The sequence below is a fragment of the Methylobacterium sp. CB376 genome, assembly GCF_029714205.1.
GTDB lineage: Bacteria > Pseudomonadota > Alphaproteobacteria > Rhizobiales > Beijerinckiaceae > Methylobacterium.
The window spans coordinates 2249742-2270312 of record NZ_CP121648.1 but is presented as its reverse complement, the minus strand read 5'-3'; the positions used below and the strand labels follow the sequence as shown (position 1 = coordinate 2270312).

Sequence of the window (20571 nt, the reverse complement as noted above, 5' to 3'; positions counted from 1 at the left end):
ATCCCCCTGCAGCAGCCTTGCCCTCGAAGCAGGCGCGCCCTCGAAACAGCCTTGGCCGGATTCTTGACCGGATTCTTGGCCGAAGCTGCCGGATTCCTGGCCGAAGCTTAGGCCGGTCCGGCATCTCAGAACACCGTGCCGTCGCTCGCGATGGTGAGCGGCGGCGTCCCGTCGGGACGCAGGGACCGGGCCAGCCGCCGCCCCGTCGCCCAGGTCCCGCCCTCCAGCACCTTGGCGAGCGGCAGCGCCGCCGGATCCGCGATCCCGAGCCGCTCGCGCACGAGCGGCGCCAGCCGGTCGAGGAGCGCCACGGTGAGCGCCCGCCACTCGACCACCAGCTCGGACTCGACCGGATGCGCCCGCGCGGCCTCGTCCGGGCGCTTGAGGGAGAGCACGCCGCTGTCGAGGAACAGGCCGCCGTTGCGGTATTCCGGCAGGCCGGTGAGCGCGTCGAGGCCGGTCACGGAGAGGCCCGCCGCCTCCAGGGGCTCCAGCAGCGAGTAGGCGAGCCACTGCGAGAGCTTGTGGAAGGGCACGAGCCCGGCCGTCTCCCCCTCCCCTCCCGCCTTCGGGTGGCGCCACGTGTCGCCGAGATCGACCCCATCGAGGGCGATGCGGCCCGGCCAGATCGGCCCGAGATGGGTGAGGAGCGCGGCGAGGAGCGCGGTGGCGGGCAGGGCCCCGTCCACCGCCCGCGCCGCGAGGAGGTCGTAGAGGCCGCCGGGCCGGGCCTGCGGCCCGAACCCGTCCGGGTCGGCCGCCACGACCTGCCCCAGCCGGTTGAGGAGGGCAGTGCGCCCGTCGAGACCCACGAGCGGGTTCGTCGGCGAGACCTGGAAGCCCCGGGCGAGGTCCGCGACGGAGAGGCTCGCCAGCGCCCGGGCATCGACCCGGAACGGATCCTCCGGCACCTCGGAGAACAGGCCGGAGATGAAGAGGTCGAAGCTCGCCACCGCGAGCCCCTCCGAGCGGGCGTAGGTCTCGCCCGTCCGGCCCTCCTCGTAGCGCCAGGTCGGGCCGGCGCCGGCGTCGAGGAGCACGCTGACGATGACGAGGTCGAAGGCCGCCCGCGCCCGCGCGGCCGCCTCCTCCCAGGGCGCCGCCTCGGCGAGGCTGCCCCAGCGGTCGAAGCCGCCGACCGAGAAGTGCCGCCAGCGGGCGTGGTACGGGATGGCGAGGTCCGGGTAGCTCGCCCGGATCGTCTCCACGACCGCGTCCGCGCAGGCCCCGAGCTTCTCGGGATGGACCGCGAAGTGATCGAGCGCCCCGTCGAGCCCGAGCGCGAGCAGGCCCTCGGCGCGGGCGCGCACGGCCTCCGGGGTGAGGAGCCAGCGCACCCCCGGGGCGGCCTCGATGCTGACGGGCTGTCCGCTCACGACACTCTCCTTGCACTCGGGATCGGGGACGCCGCCGGCGCGGGGCCCGGTGCGGGTTCCGGGAGCGTGCCGGACAGCCCCGGCCGGCCGGGCGGCGGTCCGGCTCAGAACCGCTCCAGGTCGCGCCCCTTCACGGCGTCGAGCGCCCCCGCATCGGGCGCCTCGCCGGGCGTGTAGTAGCCGGCCGCCTTCTTGGCCTCGATCTCCACCGCCGCGTCCGGGGGGATCAGTTCCGGCGGGATCGGCACCCGCTCGCCGACCGCGATCCCCGAACCGGTGATCGCGTCGTACTTCATGTTCGACATCGACATCAGCCGGTCGATGCGGCGGATGCCGAGCCAGTGCAGCACGTCGGGCATCAGCTGCTGGAAGCGCGCATCCTGCACGCCGGCCACGCATTCCGTGCGCTCGAAGTAGGTGGCCGCGGAATCGCCGCCCTCCTGGCGCTTGCGGGCGTTGTAGACCAGGAACTTCGTCACCTCGCCGAGGGCCCGCCCCTCCTTGCGATTGTACACGATGACGCCGACGCCGCCCGCCTGCGCCTCCCGCACGCATTCCTCGATGCCGTGGGTGAGATAGGGCCGGCAGGTGCAGATGTCCGAGCCGAACACGTCCGAGCCGTTGCACTCGTCGTGGACCCGGCAGGCGATGCGGGTGCGCGGCTCGGCGATGCGCGCCGCGTCGCCCATGATGTAGATCGTGCAGCCGCCGATCGGCGGCAGGAAGACCTGCATGTCGGGCCGCGTCACCAGTTCCGGGAACATGCCGCCGGTCTGCTCGAAGAGCGTGCGGCGCAGGGCCGTCTCGCTGGTCCCGAACCGCGCCGCGACGCCCGGCAGGTGCCAGACCGGATCGACCGCGATCTTCACCACCGAGATGTCGCCGCCCGGATGCAGGATCGCGCCGTCCGGCGCGAGGCGGTGGGCGCCGATCGCCGCCAGGATCTCCGGCAGCGAGAGCCGCGCCTTGGTGATCGCGATGGTCGGGCGGATGTCGGCGCCGGTGGCGATCTCGCGGGCGAAGACCTCGCCCGGCAGGTGGCCCCAGGGGTCGAGGGAGACGATGCGGTCCGGCTCGCTCCATTGCGGGTGCGGGCCGATCGGCACGACCGGATGGGTGTTCGTCAGGTCGGGCCGGGCCAGCGGGTTGAGGGCGCGCCCGGCGATGGCGAGCGCCCGGTAGAGGGAATAGGCCCCGCCATTCGCCCCGATCACGTTGCGGTCGGCCGGGTTGGTGACGGTGCCGATCACGGGGCCGCGCTCGCGCGGATCGGCGGCGCCCCAGCGGATCGGCCAGCGGGCGGCGCCCGGCTCCGGATGCGAGGTGAGCCGGATATGCGTCGAGCGGTTGGACGTGGTCATGCGGTCCCGCCTCATCCTGAACGGCGAAGGCTCTCCGCGCTGTCCGCGCGGAGAGCCTCGTTGGCTTGACCTTGCTGACGATGGCCGATGCCGGCCGGAGCGTCAAGTTGGGACGGTGCGAGCCCGCCCGGGCCCTCAGTAGTTCGTGCCGGCCTTGCGGCGGGCCATGAAGGCGTCGAACTGCTCGCGGTCGCGGGCGCGCTTCAGTTCCTCCACGAAGTCCATGAAGGCGCGGCTCTCCTCCTCCAGGCGGCGGCGCTCCTCCTCGAGGCGGTCCAGCTCGCGCCGGCGGTACTCCTCGAAGGCCGAGTTGCCGGTGCCCTGCCGGAACGCCTCCCGGCGGACGAACCCGCCGCGGAGGTTGCGCTCAGCGAAGGATTTCAGTTCGTCGAGGGCCGGGTATCCCATGAGCTTCCACACCACGTAGCCGGCCGCGACGGGCCAGACATAGATGAAACCGAGGACGATCGCGCCGATCTCCAGGGAGCGGCGCGGGAACGGACCGGCGCCTCGGCAGGAGCGGCCGTTCGACCAGGGGGCGGAGGAAAAGGTCACGTCGTGTCTCCCGAGGAGATGTGAATGTGAACGACATTTACATGCGGGTGCCCCCGCGCGGTTTCAAGAGGAGGGGAAGCGGGATTCCACGCGGCGGCGCGCGGCGGCCGAGGCGCGCGCCGAGACGGTGCCCGGGCTGCTCCGCCCGGACACCGCCGACCGCTCAGGCCAGGTTCAGAACCTCAATGCAGGTAGCCGAGGAAGAACAGGATCAGGATGATCGGCAGGGGAATTCCGATCAGCCACAGGAGTCCGCCTTTCAGCATCTTCGCCTCCATCGAATTCAATGCCGAGATTGGAGCATGAACGGGGAAGCGAGACTTGAGTTCCACCGGATCGCGGCGGGAGGGTCAATCGCCGTCGGGACGGAACACGTAGCCGAGGCCGCGCACGGTCTTGATGAAGCGGGGGTTGGCCGGATCGGGCTCGATCTTCTTGCGGATGCGGTTGATCCGCACGTCGATGGCGCGGTCGAAGGCGTCCGGGTCGCGGGCATCGGCGAGGTCGAGGAGCCGCTCGCGGCTCATCACCCGCTTGGGATTGTCGAGGAAGGCCTTGAGCAGGGCGAATTCGGAGCGGGTGAGGAGCTGCTCGGCCCCGCTCTCGTCGCGCAGCCGCAGGGTCTCGGTATCGACCCGCATCCGCCCGAAGCGGACGCCGCCGGGCTCGCGGGGCTCGGGCGCCCCGGCCGGACGGGTCTGCGCGGCGCGGCGCAGGACGGAGCGCACCCGGGCCACGAGCTCGCGCAGCTCGCAGGGCTTGGGCAGGTAGTCGTCGGCCCCGAGTTCGAGGCCGACCACCCGGTCGATGGGACTCGCCGTGGCGGTGAGCATGATGATGGGGATCTGACTGCGCGCCTTGAGGTCCCGCACGATGGAGAGCCCGTCCTCGTCCGGCATGTTGAGGTCGAGGACGATGAGGTCGGGGGGGCGCGCGGCGAGAAGGCGGCGCAGGGAGGCGCCGCCGTCGCAGAGATCCACCTCGAACCCGTGCAGGCGCAGGTAGTCGCCGACCATCGCGCGGGCGTCCGGCTCGTCGTCGACCACGTAGATCCGCTGGGCGGCGCCCGTCATGGCGCGGCCTCCGGTGGAACCACGAGGGCCGGGCGGAGGAAATCGGGTCTGATCGGCACCGGAAACAACACGCGCGCGTCGAGAGGCCGCGCACCACAATGGCGCCGAACCGGGCCGGCGTCCATGCCGGCCCCGCGCGCGATCATGCGGCGTCGGCGCCAGGGACCGAGGCCGGCTCCCGCGAGAGCATCCGAGGTGAGCATCATGGCAAATGACAAAGCAGGGCGTGTCCAGGCTTGGACGCGCTGGCGATAACAGATCAAGCCAGCATTGTCACGGACGCTTGCGGGCGGGCATGACGGTTCGAACCTTGTGCCCGCGCCCTTTTCCGAGAGGTTTACAGTCTTGATCAGTCCCGGCCGCGGGCTCGTCTAGTGGGCCGGCGATCACGGCGGGGGCGGGCGCGACGCCGCGCCCGGGTCCCTCAGGCGAGGCGGCGCAGCGTGGCCGTCAGCCGCTCCGCGATCCGCTCGCGGGCCCGGCGCGGCAGGGCGCCGGGCGCCTCGTCCTCGATCAGGTCGGCGATCTCGCCGCGGCTCGGCTCGGCCGGCCGCGAATCCTGCAGCAGGCGGCGCAGGGCCTCCAGATCCGCGCGCCAGGGCTCGGCTCCCGGGGTCGCGGGCCTCTGCGTCGCGTGAAGACCTGACTGGGTCGTGCAGAGCATCGCCGATCTCCCGTGCTTGGCCCGTCGCGCGTCGCGACGACGGCGCGATGTAAGCAAGGACTGTTACAAGCGGATTGCGTCCGATCGCCAACCCTGGGCTGTGCTCTGACGCACATTCCGACCCGATTCGGCCGCGATCGACCATGCGGGCCGCCGCCTCGACCGCCCGTCATCGATCAGATCGCGCGCTCGGCGATGTCATTCCGGCATTTTCGGCAAGGTAAGCTTGTTCGGGCGGCCCCGTCCGGTCAGGATGCGGCCGCGCACCTTGGAAGGATGCTGGCGGACGGTCGATGAGCGACGACGATTTCTTGTTTCTGGTACCCGACGACGAGGCCGCGCCGGAGGAGGCCGCCTCGCCGCAATGGTCGGTGGTGGTGGTGGACGACGACCCGGCGGTGCACGAGGGCACCCGCTTCGCGCTGGCGGGCTACGCCCTCGACGGGGCCCGGCTCGACATCCTGTCGGCCCACTCGGCCGCGGAGGCGCGGGCGCTGCTCGCCGCGCGGCGCGGCGGCGTGGCGGTGATCCTCCTCGACGTGGTGATGGAGACCGAGGATGCCGGCCTCACCCTGGTCGATTACATCCGCCGCGACCTGCGCGACGAGACCGTCCGCATCATCCTGCGCACCGGCCAGCCGGGGCAGGCCCCCGAGCGCCGCGTCATCGTCGATTACGACATCAACGACTACAAGGCGAAGACCGAGCTCACGGCCGACAAGCTGTTCACCAGCCTGACGGCCGCCCTCCGGGCCTACCAGCAGCTCAAGCGCCTGGAGGAGACGCGGCGGGGACTGGAGATCATCATCGATGCGGCGCCGATGCTGCTCGACCACAAGTCGATGCAGCGGCTGGCCGAGGGCGTGCTGACGCAGGTCGCCTCGCTGCTCAACGTCGCCTGCGAGGGCATCCTGGTCCTGCGCGAACGCGCCGCGCCGGACGAGAGCTTCTGCGTCCTGGCGGGCTCGGGCTGCTACCAGCACCTCGTCGCGCCCGCCCGGGCCGTGGCCCTCGACGGGGAGGTGCGCGGGATCGTCGAGCGGGCCTTCGCGGAGCGGAGCCACACTTTCGGCGACCGGTGGTCGACGCTCTACGTGCACACCGCGAGCGGCAGCGAGATCGTGGCCCTCCTCAAGGCCGACCGCTCGCTGTCCGAGACCGACCGGGCGCTGATCGCGCTCTTCACCTCGCGCCTGTCGATCGCCTTCGACAACGTCATCCTGTACGAGCAATTGCAGCGGGCGAATGTCGGTCTGGAGCAGCGGGTGGTGGAGCGCACCGCCGAGCTGATGCGGGCCAACCGCCGCCTCGCCCTGCAGCGCTCGGACCTCCGGCGGGCCAACCAGCTCAAGACCGAGATCCTCGGCACGGTCGCGCACGACCTCAAGAACCCGCTCGCGGTGATCCTCGGGCGGGCCGAGATGCTGGGCGACCTCGTCGGCACCCTGCCCCAGCCCGTGGAGGCGATGCGCGCCCAGGTCGGCCACATCCGCGAATCGGCCCGGCGCCTGACCGGCATGATCGAGAGCCTGATCGCCGACGCGATGAACGACGCCCTCGACATCACGCTGCGGCGCGAGCCGGTCGACTTCGCCGCCCTGGCCCGCGAGGTCGCGCAATCGAACGCCCCCCTCGCCGAGACCAAGGCGCAGCACCTGCGCACCGAGATCCCCGCGAGCCTGTTCATCTGCGGCGACGGCGAGCGCCTGCGCGAGGCGATGGACAACCTGGTCTCCAACGCCATCAAGTACAGCCCGAACGGCGGCGAGATCGTCGTGGGGGTGGCCCAGGACGAGACCGACACGGTCTTCGCGGTGCGGGATTTCGGCCCCGGCCTGTCGCCGGAGGATCAGGGCCGGCTGTTCGGGCGCTTCCAGCGGCTCTCGGCCAAGCCGACCGGCGGCGAGGGCTCGACGGGCCTCGGCCTGTCGATCGTCAAGCGCATCGCCGAACTGCACGGCGGCCGGGCCACCGCCGAGAGCCACGCCCCCGGGGCCGGCTCGACCTTCGCGATCCGCCTGCCCAACATCGCCGTCGAGGTGCCCTGACGTCGCGCACGCAATCTGGCCGCAAATCCGGCGCTAAGCTCCCGCCTTTCCCGGGCCGCGCCGAATCGGCGCGGGCCCGTCGCGACGAGGAAGCAGGATGGAGCGTACCCACACGGCCGAGACCGCGGAGAGCAGCGCCGCGCAGATCGTCGAGGCCGGCCATTTCTCGGCCATCCGCACCATCCGCACCGAGGCGGAGGCCCTCCACACGCTGGCCCGCGCCCTCGACGGCGAGCTGCGGGCCGGCTTCGCGGAGGCGGTGGCGGCGATCCACGCGAGCCCCGGGCGCGTCTTCGTGTCGGGCATCGGCAAGAGCGGCCACATCGCCCGCAAGATCGCCGCGACGCTGGCCTCGACGGGCACGCCGGCCACCTTCATCCACCCCTCCGAGGCCAGCCACGGCGACCTCGGCATGATCACCGCGCAGGACATCGTCATCGCCCTGTCGTGGTCGGGGGAGACGGCGGAACTCGGCGACATCGTGAGCTTCGCCAAGCGCTTCACGGTGCCGCTGATCGCCCTGACCTCGAACCCGCAGAGCACGCTGGGGCTCGCGGCCGACATCCTGCTGCCGCTGCCCCTGGTCAAGGAGGCCTGCCCGCACAACCTCGCGCCGACGTCGTCGAGCGTGATGCAGCTCGCGCTCGGCGACGCGCTCGCCATCGCGCTGCTCGAGCGCCGCGGCTTCTCGGCGAGCGACTTCAAGGTCTTCCATCCGGGCGGCAAGCTCGCGGCCCGGCTCAAGACCGTGCGCCAGCTCATGCACACCGACGACGAGATGCCCCTGGTGCCCCGCGGCATCCCGATGTCCGAGGCGCTGCTGGCGATCATGGGCAAGCGCTTCGGCTGCGCGGGCGTGGTCGACGAGGCCGGGCGGCTCGTCGGGATCATCACCAACGGCGACCTGCGCCGCCACATGGGCAGCGACCTGCTGCACCGGCCGGTCGACGCGATCATGACCCCCGCCCCGATCACGGTGCTGCCGGGCGGGCTCGCGAGCGCGGCCCTGGAGATGATGAACCGCCGCCAGATCACCGCGATGTTCGTGGTCGAGGGCGGAAGGCCGATCGGCATCCTGCACATCCACGACCTGCTCCAGGTCGGGGTGGCCTGATCCGGGATCCGCTCGATCGAAGCGGCTCCCGTCTCACGAGCCCGCGCGGCGCCCGAGCGCGGCGCCTGAGCGAAGCCGACATCCGCATGGCCGAAATCGGAGATGGCGAAGCCATCAACCGGATGTCGTATGCCAAGCCCGCGCGGCGCCTGAGCGAAGCCGACATCCGCATGGCGAAGCAATCAACCGGATGTCGGATGACCAGGCGGGGCCGCGGCGGGCGCCCGGCCTGCGGCGAGTCGCGCCCTCACGTAAAGCCAGGGTGACCGCTCCCGGGCATCGCCCCTTCCCAGGTAAACTCCGGCGGGATCTTACATCGCACCACAACCGCGAGTTCTCAGAAGTCCAGGATCATCCGGAGAAATCTGGGACCGACTTGGCCGGATCGGAGACGACCGGCCGCTCTTCGTTGCTCGTCTCCGCCCGATGGGGGATTCCTTAACGCCCGCCGCGCATGGTGCGTCTGACGAGGGCGAAGAGGGCCTGCCGCCATGCGGGGGCTCCGTCGGGAGCGGCGTTCGATGAGCGTCAGCGCGGGGCGACGAGGCTGGCTGGGGCGCGTCCGGGCGCGGGGCGTCGGCGCGTCCCTGATGCTGTTCGCGGCCACCGGGGCTGGCGCCGCGCAAACCCCCCTGGCGCTGCGCGTGGTCGGCGGCCTCGCCGGCGTCCGGCAATTCACCCAGTTCGAGGAGCCGTTCTGGTCGCGCGAGATCGCGGAGCGCTCGGGCGGGCGCGTCGTCGCCAGCATCCACGCCTTCGACCGCAGCGGCCTGCGCGGCGAGGACATGCTGCAGCTGATGCGGCTCGGCGTCGTCCCGTTCGGCACGGTGCTCCTGTCCCTCGCCGCCGGAGAGGACCCGGAGCTGACCGCGGTCGACCTGCCCGGCCTGAACCCCGACACGCGGGCGCTGCGGCGCAGCCTGGCGGCCTTCCGCCCGCATATGCGGCGGGTGCTGGACGAGCGCTACGGCATCGAGCTCCTCGGCGTCTACGCCTATCCGGCGCAGGTGCTCTACTGCGCCGAGGCGTTCCGGGGCCTCGACGACCTGGCGGGGCGCCGGGTGCGCATCTCCTCGGTGAACCAGTCCGAGTTCGTGCGGGCGCTCAGGGGGGTGCCGATCATCGTCCCGTTCAGCGAGACGACCGGCGCGGTGGCGCGCGGCGTGGCGGATTGCGCGATCACCGGCACCCTGAGCGGCCTGGAGATCGGGCTGACGGCGGTGACCTCCCACGTCCACGCGCTGCCGATCAACTGGGGGCTCTCGATCTTCGGCGCCAACCGCGACGCCTGGGGCGCCATCGCGCCGGACCTGCGCGAGGCGATCCGGCGCGGGGTCGGTGACCTCGAGGAGCGCATCTGGCGCATGGCCGAGGCGGACACGGCCCGGGGCCTCGCCTGCAGCACCGGGGCGGCGGAGTGCCCGCCCGGGTCGCGGGCCGGTCTCACCCTCGTGCCGGTCAGCGCGGAGGACGAGGAGCGCCGCCTGCGCCTCCTCCAGCGCCGGGTGCTGCCGGACTGGATCGAGCGCTGCGGCCGCGATTGCGGCGCCGCCTGGAACGCCGCGCTCGCCGCCACGACCGGGATCCGGGCCGATGAGCGCTGAGGCGGCCCGCGCCAGGCTGCCGCGGCGCCTCGTCCTGACGGTGCTGGGCGTCGTCGCGCTGGTGTCCGGCGCGCTGCTCGGGGGCAGCGTCCTCCTGCTGCAGCAGACCCACGAGACCGTCCGGGTGGCGGCGGAGCGCTCGGTCGAGCGCACCGCCCAGACCCTGGCCCACACGATCAACCGGCAGTTCCTGCAGATCGACAGCGCGCTCGCGAGCCTGCCGGTCCTGCTCTCGACGCTGGCCGCGACGCCGGGGGCGATCTCGCCCGAACGGGCGGGCCGGCTCCTGCGCGGCCTCAACGTGCAGAGCTTCGCCTTCCGCGACCTGATGCTGGTGCGGCGCGACGGCACGCTGTGGACGTCGGCCCGCGCCCGCTCGGCCCGCTTCCCGCTCGACGAAACGATCCCGGACCGCAGCCGGGGCATGATGACCCTGGCCGGCCCGACCCACAACCGGCGCACGGGCGAGTGGGTGCTCCACCTCGCCCGCACCGTCACGCTGCCGGGCGAGGGCGAGCTCGTGGCCGTGGCCGAGGTGCCGCTCTCCTCCGTGCAGGGCCTGCTCGCCGAGGCGGGCGACGCGCCCGGGCAGCGGGTGACGCTCGAGCGCGCGGACGGGCGGCTGCTGGCGAGCCTGCCGCACGATGAACTCGCCACCGGCCGGATCCTGCCCCAGCGGATCAGCGCGCGGGAGCGCGACGACCGGGCCTTCGCCCTCCCGGCCGGCCCCGGGCACGGCCCCGTCCTGGCGGCGGCGCGGTCCACCCTGTACGGCGACGTCGCGGTGGCGGTGACGCTGGAGACCGCGCAGGCCTTCGCGGATTGGTCGCGCGACCGCGCCCGCATCGTCGCGGTGACATGCCTCATCGAGGCGCTGCTCCTCGCGGCGGCCGCGGCTCTGCTGGCGGGGTGGCGCGTCTACCACGAGCTTCAGGCGGCGCGCGACCGCGCTCACAGGATGCTGGAGAACGCCATCGAGGCCATGGCGGACGGCTTCGTGATGTGGGACCGCGACGACCGCTTCGTCACCTGCAACAGCCGCTACCGCGCGCTCTACGCCCTCAGCGAACCGGCACTGCGGCCCGGCGCGCGCTTCGAGGACATCATCCGGTACGGGGCGGAGCGCGGCCAGTACCCGCAGGCCGGCAGCGACCTCGACGCCTTCGTGCGCAACGTGGTGGCGTGGCACCGCGACGATCACGGCACGCTCGAACGCCTGCTGCCCGGCGGCCGCTGGGTGCTGATCACCGAGCGCCGCACGGCGACCGGGGAGACCGTCGGCATTCGCACCGACATCACCGCCCTCAAGGCCGCCCTGGAGGATCTCGCGGCGGCGAATGCCCGGGCGGGGCAGGCCATGGCCGAGGTCCAGGCGCAGAACACGGCCCTCCTGGAGCGCGACCGCTCCCTGCGCACCCAGAACCGGCTGTTCGACGCCGCCCTCGGCAACATGTCGCACGGGCTCCTGATGGCGGACGCGGCAGGCCGCCTGATCGTGGCGAACCGCCGCCTCGCCGAACTCCTCGGGACCGCGCCCGAGACCCTGGCGCCGGGCGAGAGCATGGAGGTGATCTTCGCCGAGATCGGGGCCCGCTGCTCCCTGGGCCGGCGCGCCCTCGCCCGGATGCGCGCGCTGCAGCGCGACATCGCGACCCGCGAGGGTGCCGGCACCTTCAAGATCTCGGGTCAGGACGGGCGCACCCTCTCGATCACCCAGCGGCCGATGGCCGATGGCGGCTCGGTGGCGATCTACGAGGACGTCACCGAGCAGCAGCAGGCCGAGGACCGCATCCGCTTCCTCGCCCAGCACGATCCGCTGACGCGTTTGCCGAACCGCGTCCTGTTCCGCGAGCGCCTGGACGCGATGATGCGCGCCGACGCGCCGGACGCGACCGCGCTGCTCTACCTCGACCTCGACGCCTTCAAGAACGTGAACGACACGCTCGGCCATCCGGTCGGCGACGCGCTGCTGGCAGCGGTGGGGGCGCGGCTCGGCGCCTGCGTGGGCGAGGGCGGGGTCGTCGCGCGCCTCGGGGGCGACGAATTCGCGGTCGCCTGCGCGGAGGGCGAGGCCGCCGCGCAGGCGCTGGCGACGCGGATCATCGCGCAGCTGAGCGCGCCCTACGCGCTCGCGGGCCGGACCGTGCAGGTCGGGGCGAGCGTCGGCATCGCGGTGTCCGGGCCGGAGGCGCGGGACGCCGACACGCTGCTGCGCCACGCCGACATGGCCCTCTACGAGGCCAAGGGGCGGGGCCGGGGCTTGGCCTGCGTGTTCGAGAAGTCGATCGCCGCGCGCCTGCACGAGCGGCTGGCCCTGCAATCCGACCTCGCCGAGGCGGTTCCGGGCGGCCAGCTCGTCCTCGCCTACCAGCCGGTCTTCGACCTCGCCGGGGGGCGGGTCAGCGGCTTCGAGGCCCTGGTGCGCTGGAACCACCCGGTGCGGGGCTTCGTCAGCCCGGCGCAGTTCATCCCGATCGCCGAGCAGACCGGGCAGATCGAGGCGATCGGCGCCTTCGTGCTCGACCGGGCCTGCCGGGATGCGGCCGCCCTGCCGCCCGGCATCCGCGTCGCGGTCAACCTCTCGCCGGTGCAGCTGCGGGCGGAGGACATCGTCGAGCGGATCGCGACCGCCCTCGCCGAATCCGGGCTCGCTCCGGCCCGGCTCGAACTGGAGATCACCGAGACGGCGCTGATGGAGGACAGCGAGCGGATGGTGCAGCTCCTGGAGCGCATCCGCGCCCTCGGGGTACGGATCGTGCTCGACGATTTCGGCACCGGCTACTCCTCGCTGAGCTACCTGCGCACCTTCCCGTTCCACAAGATCAAGATCGACCAATCCTTCGTGCGCGAGATGACGACGCGGGCGAACTCGCTCGCGATCGTGAGCGCCATCGTGGGGCTCGCCGACGAACTCGGGATGGCGACGACGGCGGAGGGCATCGAGACCGCCGACCACCTGGATTTCGTGCGCAAGGTCGGCTGCCGGGAGGCGCAGGGCTACTTCCTCGGCAAGCCGAAGCCGATCCTCTCCGCCTTCGAGGTCCTGCGCGCGCCGCTGCCGCCCTGCCCGGGCGCCGTCCCCCTCGCCTCCTGAGGGCCGCGCGGGGTGGCCGGAACAGGCGCGGCGCGCCGGGGGTTGGGGCGGCCTGACCCCTCGCGCGACGGAGACACCCATGGCCGGCGAGAAGCCGCACGGCGACAAGACCCACGCCCAGCACCAGCGGATCATCGAGCACCGGGAGGGGCGGAACGTCCCGGCGGGCGGCGACCGCGTCCGCAGCAGCGCGGACCCGGCGCGGCCGCCGACGACCCATCAGGAGAGCCGCGACCACAACAAGCACAACAATCCCGGCCAGGACGGCCATCGGCCGCAGACGCACCGGCCGGGCGAGGAGAAGCACTGAGGGACCGAAGGGCCTTCGGTGGCCGGCGCCCCGCGCGGCTGCGCCTTCACGGGCTTGCCGCGCCCGGAGCGCGCCCGCCGCCAGGATGAGGGGATACGGGCGCGCGGCGGTCGGGGGCGGCCTCAGGGCACGAGGAGGAGGCCGGCGAGCGCCAGCAGGAGGGCGGGCGGCATCACCAGCGCTCCCAGCGCCAGGAAGCGCCACGCCCCGACATGCTGCCCCTCCCGCCGGATCGCGGTGAGCCAGAGGATCGTGGCGAGGGAGCCCGTGACCGAGAGGTTGGGGCCGAGATCGACCCCGATCAGGATCGCGCCCGCGATCCTGTCGGAGACCTCCGCCGCCTGCACCGCCGCGCCGGCGATCAGCCCGGCCGGCAGATTGTTGAGGAGGTTGCAGAGCAAAGCGACGAGCGCGCCCGCCCCCCAGGCGGTGCCGGCCGGATGGGCGCCCGCCTGCACCCTCAGGGTGTCGGCGACGAGGCGCAGCACCCCGGTCCTCTCCAGGGCCTCGACCAGCACGAACAGCCCGGCGACGAGTGGCAGCACGCTCCAGGACACGTCCCGGACCAGTTCGGCCAAACCCTCCCGCCGCAGCGCCAGGACGAGGAGCGCGGTGGCGAGTCCCGCAAGGCAGGTCGGCGGGCCGAGAGCGAGGCCGCGCGCCGAGGCGGCGATCAGCACGAGCCCCGTCGCCAGGATGCCGAGCCCGGCGACGAGCCCGGTGCGGGACAGGTCGGCGCGCGGCACGTCGGTCGCCACCTCCTGGGCGCGCAGGGTGGGGCCCTGCGTGAGGCGCAAGGCCGCGTAGGTCGCCAGGATCGCCAGCGCGGAGGGCAAGGTGAAGCGGGCGAGCCACTCGGCGAGCGGGGGCATGTGCGCCGCGTAGACGACGAGGTTGGCCGGGTTCGAGATCGGCAGCACGAAGCTCGCCGCGTTGGCGATGAAGGCGCAGACCAGCAGGTAGGGCAGCGGGTCGCGCACCCGGGCGGCCTTGGCGGCGCACGCGACCGCCGGCGTCAGCACCACCGCGCAGGCATCGTTCGACAGGAACACCGTCACGACCGTGCCGACCGCGTAGACGAGGGTGAAGAGCCGCGTCGCCGAGCCCCGCGCCCGCCGCACCGCGATGCCGGCGAGCCAGTCGAACAGCCCCTCCTTCCGGGCGACCTCGGCGAGCAGCATCATGCCGATCAGGAAGAGGTAGACGTCCGTGCCCTTCAGGACCCCGTCCCAGGCGGTGCCGGCGGGGAGCAGGCCGAGGGCGACGAGCACGATCGCCCCGAGCACGGCCCAGACCGCTTCCGGCCAGCCGAGGGGGCGCAGGATCACGCCGAGCGTCGCCAGCGCGGCGATGCCCCAGGTGGCGAGGTGGGGTGTGACGCCGAGCGCGCCCATGGTGACGGATCTCCCGGATCGGTGCGGTGGGGCCAGCCGTGCCGGCCTTCGCGGCTCCGGCCAAACCTTCCAAGGCCAAGCCTTGTAAGGCCAAGCCGTCAAAGGCCAAGCCATCGAGGGCCAAGCCATCGAAGGCCAAGCCTGCCCAGGACGCGCCTGGTTCGGGTGCCCCGGCGTCGCGTCGCGCCCGCGCGGGATCCCTCACTCTGCCGGGACGGCGAGCGGGGCCGCGGCCGGGGACGGATGGCCCGGAGCGAGGCCGCGCGTCTCCGGCATGGCGAAGAGGTAGAGGGCGAAGCCGAGGGCCGCGATCCCGGCCAGGACCAGGAAGGCCGCCGCGTAGCCGGCCGAGACGATCACGAGTCCCGCCAGGGCGGCGCTGAGGGAGGCGCCGACGCCCTGCGCGGTGGCGACCGCGCCCTGCGCGACGTTGAAGCGGCCGCTGCCGCGGGTCAGGTCGGCGACCACGATCGGGAAGAGGGCCCCGTAGATCCCGGCCCCTACCCCGTCGAGGCACTGCACCGCCACGAGGAAGACGGGATCGTCCGAGAGCGTGTAGAGAATGCCGCGCAGGGCCAGGATGCCGAAGGCGGCGAGGAAGATCGGCTTGCGCCCGAAACGGTCGGCCTTGGCGCCGACCAGAATCGCCATCGGCACCATCACGCATTGGGCCGCCACGATGCAGATCGCGATGAGCGAGGTGGCGTAGTCCTTGCCCACCACCTTCGTGAGCAGCTGGCCGACCGAGGGCAGCATCGCCGCGTTGGCGAGGTGGAAGGCGGCGCAGAGCGCGGCGAAGAGCAGGAGGGGGCGGTTGCGCAGCAGCACCGCGAGGCCCGAGGGCTGCTCGCAGGGATCGTGCTGGCGGCCGTCAAGGCCCCGGGCGAGGTCGTCGTCGATCTCCGCCCGCGGCACCACCAGCATCGCGCCGATGCTGAGCGCCGCGAGGAGGCCCATCAGCCAGAACACGATGGCCGGCCCGAACACGGTGGCGAGGCCCGCCGCGAGGAGGGCCGAGACCGCGTTGCCGGCGTGGTTGAAGCCCTCGTTGCGGCCGATCCGCCGCGCGAAGAGCCGCGGCCCGACGAGGCCGAGGGTGATGCCGGTGAGGGCCGGCGGGAAGACCGCGCCGGCCACGTGGGCGAGGGCCTGCGTGCCGGCCACGAGGTAGACGTTGGAGATCCAGGGCAGGACGAGGCAGCTCGCCGTCACGGCGAGGGCCGCCGCGATGACGATGGCCGGCTTGCGCCGGGTCCGGTCGATGAGCGCGCCCGCGGGCGTCTGCGCCGCCAGGCCGGCGACGCCCGCCACCGTCATGACGAGGCCGATCGTCGCCTCGTTCCAGCCCTGGGCGGGGCCGCGCACGGCCAGCAGGTAGATCGCGAGGTAGGGCCCGAGGCCGTCGCGCACGTCGGCGAGGAAGAAGTTCAGCGCGTCGAGGCCGCGCAGCGCCCGGCGCGACGGGCTCGGCTCCGCGGCGCGTGCGGAGGGGCGCAGGTCGCTCATGACGATCTCCGCGAGGGGGTGTGCAGGACGGGAGCGAGGGTGACCCGGCGGACCGGTCGACGTCGCGCCGCACTAATCGAGGGCGCGATGGAATAGTTCCCAAAGGAAATCGTGCCCGTTCGGGCGAGGGGAGGGCCGAGCCCGGCGAGTATCCTCTAGGGGAGTATCCTCGGCCGGCGCGAATGCGGCCGCGGCGGCGGGCGGGATCGCCGCGTCGCGCCCGACGGGCGCAAGTCGATCCCAGGATTCAGCAAGTCTCCGCGGGCGCACATTCTCACCGACAGGCTTTTCGCCTATCATCGTCGTAATCGTCGCGTGCAACCCGCCGCCTTCGCTTGGGAGGATGCTCGGATGATCGCGCAAGTCGCCGGGTCTCGGGAGCCTGGGAAGGAGCGAGATCGGAAAGCCGGCCCGGTCGCGCCGGCCCTGGTCGCCGGCGCGGGTGGTCTCGCGACCGCGGCCCTGCTGGTGACCCTGTTCGGCACCGCCGCGGGGCCGGCCTCCTTCACGCTCGCGCAGGTCGCCCCCGGCGAGATCGCCGCGGCGGCCGGGACGCTCGCGGTCGCGCGGGCGCCTCAGCTCGTCCAGGAGGCGAGGAGCTGCGCGGCGCCCCTGGCGGTGGTGAGCGTGACCCGGGCGGGCGCGGGCCGGGGCGGCATCCGGATCCGCTCGGGCCCCTACGTCTCGCCCGAGATCGTCCCGGGGGAGGCGCCCCAGCGGGTCGCCCTCCCGTTCCCGTCCCCCTACCCGGCCGGGCGCGGCAGCCTGTCGGTCGAGGGCGACCTCGCCGGCCTCGGGCTCTTCCTGTCGCCCGGCTGGCGCTTCGATCCGGCGACCGGGGCGGCCTCGATCCCGGTCGTCTGGATGCCTGGCAAGATCTGCTGACGCCGCGGCGCGCCGGTTTCCGACCCGGTTTCCGCCCCGACACGACGAGGACTCGGCGATGAAGACGTTCTTCCGGGACCGGCCGATGCTCGGCTTCTTCCTGATTTCCGTGGCGGCCGCGGTGCTGAGCGCGTGGCTCATCAACCCGCAGAGCAGCCCGCTCGCCTACTTCGCGGCGGCCGGCAGCACGGCCGGCCCGCTCCTGCTCAAGGTCGCGACGGTGCTGGCGATCCTGGCGGCGGGCGCGGCCCTCACCTACGTGGCGGCCCGGCTCGCGCAGAGCCAGGACGTGCTCCTCGCCACGGGCGGGGCGGCCGTCGGCTCGCTGCGGCTCCTGCGCACCTCCCAGAAGCCGCCGGTGCGCCCGATCCAGGACGCCCTCGACGAACTCGACGGGATGATCGGCCTCGCGCCGGTGAAGGAGGAGGTCAACAAGCTGATCTCCCGGCTGCAGGTCGAGCAGAAGCGGCGCGAGCAGGGCCATGCCGGCGCGCCGATGAGCCTGCACATGGTGTTCACCGGCCCGCCCGGGGTCGGCAAGACCCAGGTCGCGCGCGCGCTCGGCGAGATCTTCCGGGGCGTCGGCGTCCTGCGCAAGGGCCACCTCGTCGAGACGGACCGCGCGGGGCTGGTGGCCGGCTACGTCGGCCAGACCGCCACCAAGACCCTGGACAAGTGCAAGGAGGCGCTCGACGGCATCCTGTTCATCGACGAGGCCTACGCCCTCGCCGACGGGCAGGAGGGCGGCTCGTTCGGGCGCGAGGCGATCGACACGCTGCTGAAGTTCATGGAGGACCACCGCGACCGCATCATCGTGATCGTGGCGGGCTACCCGAGCGAGATGCGCCGGTTCATCGGCACCAATCCGGGCCTCGCCAGCCGCTTCACCAAGACCATCGCCTTCCCGGCCTACGACCCGGCCGAGCTGGGGGCGATCCTGCGCGCCATGGCGGCCAAGCAATCCTTCCAGCTGCCCGAGGACATCGAGGCGCGGCTGTCCGGCTGGCTCGCCGAGAACGCCAGGCGCGAGGATTGGGGCAATGCCCGCGAGATGCGCACCCTCTTGGAGAAGGCCCGCGAGGCCCAGGCGCTGCGCATCGCCGGCCAGCCGCAGGCCGATCTCTCCCGGATCGAGATCGAGGATTTCCAGAGCGCGCTCGGCTTCGCCCTCCCCGGCCAGGCCCGGCAGGCGACCGCGCCGCTGCCGCTGCTGCGCGTGCCGACCCGGGCGCAGGGCGCCCGCCCGGCCGAGGCGGCGCTGGCCGACCTCGACGCGATGGTGGGCCTCGCGCCGGTGAAGGAGGAGGTCAACACCCTGATCTCCCGGCTGCAGGTCGAGCAGAAGCGGCGCGAGCAGGGCCTGCCGGTCTCGGCCATGAGCCTGCACATGGTGTTCACCGGCCCGCCCGGGGTCGGCAAGACCCAGGTCGCGCGCGCGCTCGGCGAGATCTTCCGGGGCGTCGGCGTCCTGCGCAAGGGCCACCTCGTCGAGACGGACCGCGCGGGGCTGGTGGCCGGCTACGTCGGCCAGACCGCCACCAAGACCCTGGACAAGTGCAAGGAGGCGCTCGACGGCATCCTGTTCATCGACGAGGCCTACGCCCTCGCCGACGGGCAGGAGGGCGGCTCGTTCGGGCGCGAGGCGATCGACACGCTGCTGAAGTTCATGGAGGACCACCGCGACCGCATCATCGTGATCGTGGCGGGCTACCCGAGCGAGATGCGCCGGTTCATCGGCACCAATCCGGGCCTCGCCAGCCGCTTCACCAAGACCATCGATTTCCCGGCCTACTCGGTCGCGGAGCTGGAGGAGATCCTCCGGCGCATGGCGGCGGCCCAGGCCTACGCGCTGCCCGACCCGCTCGGGCCGCGGCTGTCCGGCTGGCTCGCCGAGAATGCCAGGCGCGAGGATTGGGGCAACGCCCGCGCGATGCGCACGCTGCTGGAGCGCGCCCGCGAGGCCCAGGCCGTGCGGCTCGCCCGCGAGCCCGAGGCCGACCTGCGCCGGATCGAGGCGGCGGACCTGGACGCGGCCATCGGCATGAGGAGCTGACGGCATGGCCGGCTCGTCCCTCGCCCTCAAGCACGCGCTCCTGTGGAGCGGCGATCCCTGGTACCGCGGGGCCTGGATCATCTGGCCGCAGGCCGCGGCCCTGCTCGCCGCCGGCTGGCTCGTCCTCGGCGGCGCGCTCCCCGTCCCCGAGCCGGCCGCCCCCTGGGCGCGCCCGAAGGCGCCGCTCACCGGCCCGGAGAGCACGGCCCTGCGCGACCGCGCCCTCGGCGACCCGGCCGCGCTCGCGCAGCTGCGGGCGGCGGCGGCGGAGGGCGGCGCGGAGGCGCAGTTCAGCCTCGGCACCCTGTTCGATCCGACCCTCTCGCTGCGGCGCGCCACCACGGCGCCGGACATGCGCCAAGCGCTGGCGCATTACCGGGCCGCGGCCGAGCAGGGCCACGCGGCGGCGCAGTTCAACCTCGGCAACGCGCTCTACTGGGGTATCGGCGGCGTGCCGGCCGACCCGGCCGCCTCCCTGCCCTGGATCGAGAAGGCGGCGCAGCAGGGCGTCGTGCCGGCCCAGCGCCTCGCCGGCCTCGCGGCGCAGCGCGGCGTCGGCATGGCGGCCGATCCGGCCCGCGCCGCGTCGTGGTTCCGCCGGGCCGCGGAGGCGGGGGACGCCTTCGCGCAGGCCGAGCTCGGCTGGGCCTACGAGCGGGGGCTCGGCGGGCTCCCCGCCGATCAGGCCGCGGCGGTGGGCTGGTACCAGAAGGCCGCCGCGCAGGGGAATGCCGGGGCCGAGCGGCTGCTCGGGGTGCACCTGCTGGAGGGGCGCGGCATCGCCGCCAACAAGGCCCAGGCGATGGAGCACCTCGCCCGGGCGGCGGGACGGGGCGACGCGGAGGCCCAGGCCCGGCTCGGCTACGCCTTCCTCACCGGCGACGGCAAGCCGATGGACCCGAAGGAGGCGGTGTCCTGGTTCCAGAAGGCGGCGGACCAGGGCAACACCTTCGCGCAGCGGCGCATGGGCCTCGCCTACCGCGACGGGTCCGGCGTGCCGGCCGACCGCGGCCTGTCCCTGCAATGGTTCCGCCGCGCCGCCGAGGCGGGCGACGGGTTCGCGGAGGCCGAACTCGGCGCGGCCTACGAGACCGGCACCGGCCTGCCCCGCGACCCGGGCCAGGCCCTCGCCCTCTATCGCCGCGCCGCGGAGCACGGCGACCCGCTGGGGCAGGCCAGGACCGGCGAGGCGCTGCTCCTGGGCACGGGCGGGCCCCGCGATCCGGCCGCGGCCCTGCCCCTGCTCCAGCGCGCCGCGCAGCAGAACCAGCCGCTCGCGCAGTACTATCTCGGCACGATGTACGACCAGGGCAACGGCGTGGCGGCCAACCCGGCCGAGGCGGTCTCCTGGTACCAGCGCGCGGCGCGCAACGGCAACGCCGCCGCCCAGAACGCCCTCGGCGTGGCCTACGCGCGCGGCGCGGGCGTGCCGAGGGACCTCGCCCAGGCGCGGGCCTGGTTCAGCCAAGCCAAGGCCAACGGCAACCTCGCGGCCGCCAAGAACCTGGAGCAGCTGCGATAGGTGGATCGACCG

At 73.3% G+C, this 20571-nt stretch carries 15 protein-coding genes; 8 read left to right on the top strand and 7 right to left on the bottom strand.

The features are described 5' to 3' along the window. Window positions 1-125 precede the first annotated feature (125 nt). From QA634_RS10145 to QA634_RS10125, 5 genes are all read right to left on the bottom strand, one after another. Window positions 126-1376 (bottom strand): URC4/urg3 family protein, encoded by a 1251-nt coding sequence (locus QA634_RS10145; protein WP_283027486.1) that lies wholly within the window; start codon window positions 1374-1376, stop codon window positions 126-128. Between the two features lie 104 nt (window positions 1377-1480). After that, window positions 1481-2737 carry a GTP cyclohydrolase II gene (locus tag QA634_RS10140; protein WP_012331874.1) on the bottom strand — a complete coding sequence of 419 codons (1257 nt, stop codon included), beginning with the start codon at window positions 2735-2737 and terminating at the stop codon, window positions 1481-1483. Window positions 2738-2872: 135 nt separating this feature from the next. Next, the gene (locus QA634_RS10135) at window positions 2873-3292 is read right to left on the bottom strand and encodes a DUF2852 domain-containing protein (RefSeq protein ID WP_012331873.1); all 420 of its coding nucleotides are present in this window, start codon (window positions 3290-3292) and stop codon (window positions 2873-2875) included. Between the two features lie 350 nt (window positions 3293-3642). Beyond that, complete coding sequence (locus QA634_RS10130; protein WP_012331872.1) at window positions 3643-4365, bottom strand: response regulator; 723 nt, start codon at window positions 4363-4365, stop codon at window positions 3643-3645. 424 nt (window positions 4366-4789) lie between these two features. Then, window positions 4790-5029, bottom strand: coding sequence for a hypothetical protein (locus tag QA634_RS10125; RefSeq protein ID WP_012331871.1), 240 nt, complete (start codon window positions 5027-5029; stop codon window positions 4790-4792). Window positions 5030-5322: 293 nt separating this feature from the next. Here QA634_RS10125 and QA634_RS10120 point away from each other — a divergent pair, with 293 nt between their 5' ends. The 5 genes from QA634_RS10120 (at window position 5323) to QA634_RS10100 (ending at window position 13199) form a co-directional block, all read left to right on the top strand. Next, the gene (locus tag QA634_RS10120) at window positions 5323-7077 is read left to right on the top strand and encodes a DUF3369 domain-containing protein (protein WP_012331870.1); all 1755 of its coding nucleotides are present in this window, start codon (window positions 5323-5325) and stop codon (window positions 7075-7077) included. A gap of 97 nt (window positions 7078-7174) precedes the next feature. Beyond that, a complete protein-coding gene (locus tag QA634_RS10115) occupies window positions 7175-8191 on the top strand; it encodes a KpsF/GutQ family sugar-phosphate isomerase (protein ID WP_012331869.1) in 1017 nt (338 codons plus the stop codon). Window positions 8192-8712: 521 nt separating this feature from the next. Continuing rightward, window positions 8713-9795 (top strand): TRAP transporter substrate-binding protein, encoded by a 1083-nt coding sequence (locus tag QA634_RS10110; RefSeq protein WP_012331868.1) that lies wholly within the window; start codon window positions 8713-8715, stop codon window positions 9793-9795. Next, window positions 9785-12889 (top strand): bifunctional diguanylate cyclase/phosphodiesterase, encoded by a 3105-nt coding sequence (locus QA634_RS10105; protein ID WP_012331867.1) that lies wholly within the window; start codon window positions 9785-9787, stop codon window positions 12887-12889. Before QA634_RS10110 ends, QA634_RS10105 begins: the two co-directional genes overlap by 11 nt. A 79-nt stretch (window positions 12890-12968) precedes the next feature. Further along, window positions 12969-13199: a hypothetical protein gene (locus tag QA634_RS10100; protein WP_012331866.1), complete on the top strand. Its 231-nt coding sequence runs from the start codon at window positions 12969-12971 to the stop codon at window positions 13197-13199. A gap of 122 nt (window positions 13200-13321) precedes the next feature. Here QA634_RS10100 and QA634_RS10095 read toward each other — a convergent pair whose 3' ends face one another. Then, complete coding sequence (locus QA634_RS10095; protein WP_012331865.1) at window positions 13322-14593, bottom strand: arsenic transporter; 1272 nt, start codon at window positions 14591-14593, stop codon at window positions 13322-13324. Window positions 14594-14794: 201 nt separating this feature from the next. Then, window positions 14795-16099 carry an MFS transporter gene (locus QA634_RS10090; RefSeq protein ID WP_012331864.1) on the bottom strand — a complete coding sequence of 435 codons (1305 nt, stop codon included), beginning with the start codon at window positions 16097-16099 and terminating at the stop codon, window positions 14795-14797. Window positions 16100-16450: 351 nt separating this feature from the next. Here QA634_RS10090 and QA634_RS10085 point away from each other — a divergent pair, with 351 nt between their 5' ends. The 3 genes from QA634_RS10085 to QA634_RS10075 are packed head-to-tail and all read left to right on the top strand — an operon-like array spanning window position 16451 to window position 20559. Continuing rightward, window positions 16451-16984, top strand: coding sequence for a hypothetical protein (locus QA634_RS10085; protein ID WP_012331863.1), 534 nt, complete (start codon window positions 16451-16453; stop codon window positions 16982-16984). Between the two features lie 58 nt (window positions 16985-17042). Continuing rightward, complete coding sequence (locus QA634_RS10080) at window positions 17043-19037, top strand: AAA family ATPase (protein WP_012331862.1); 1995 nt, start codon at window positions 17043-17045, stop codon at window positions 19035-19037. Between the two features lie 4 nt (window positions 19038-19041). Then, window positions 19042-20559, top strand: a complete 1518-nt coding sequence (locus tag QA634_RS10075; RefSeq protein WP_012331861.1) for a tetratricopeptide repeat protein — start codon at window positions 19042-19044, stop codon at window positions 20557-20559. Window positions 20560-20571 lie beyond the last annotated feature (12 nt).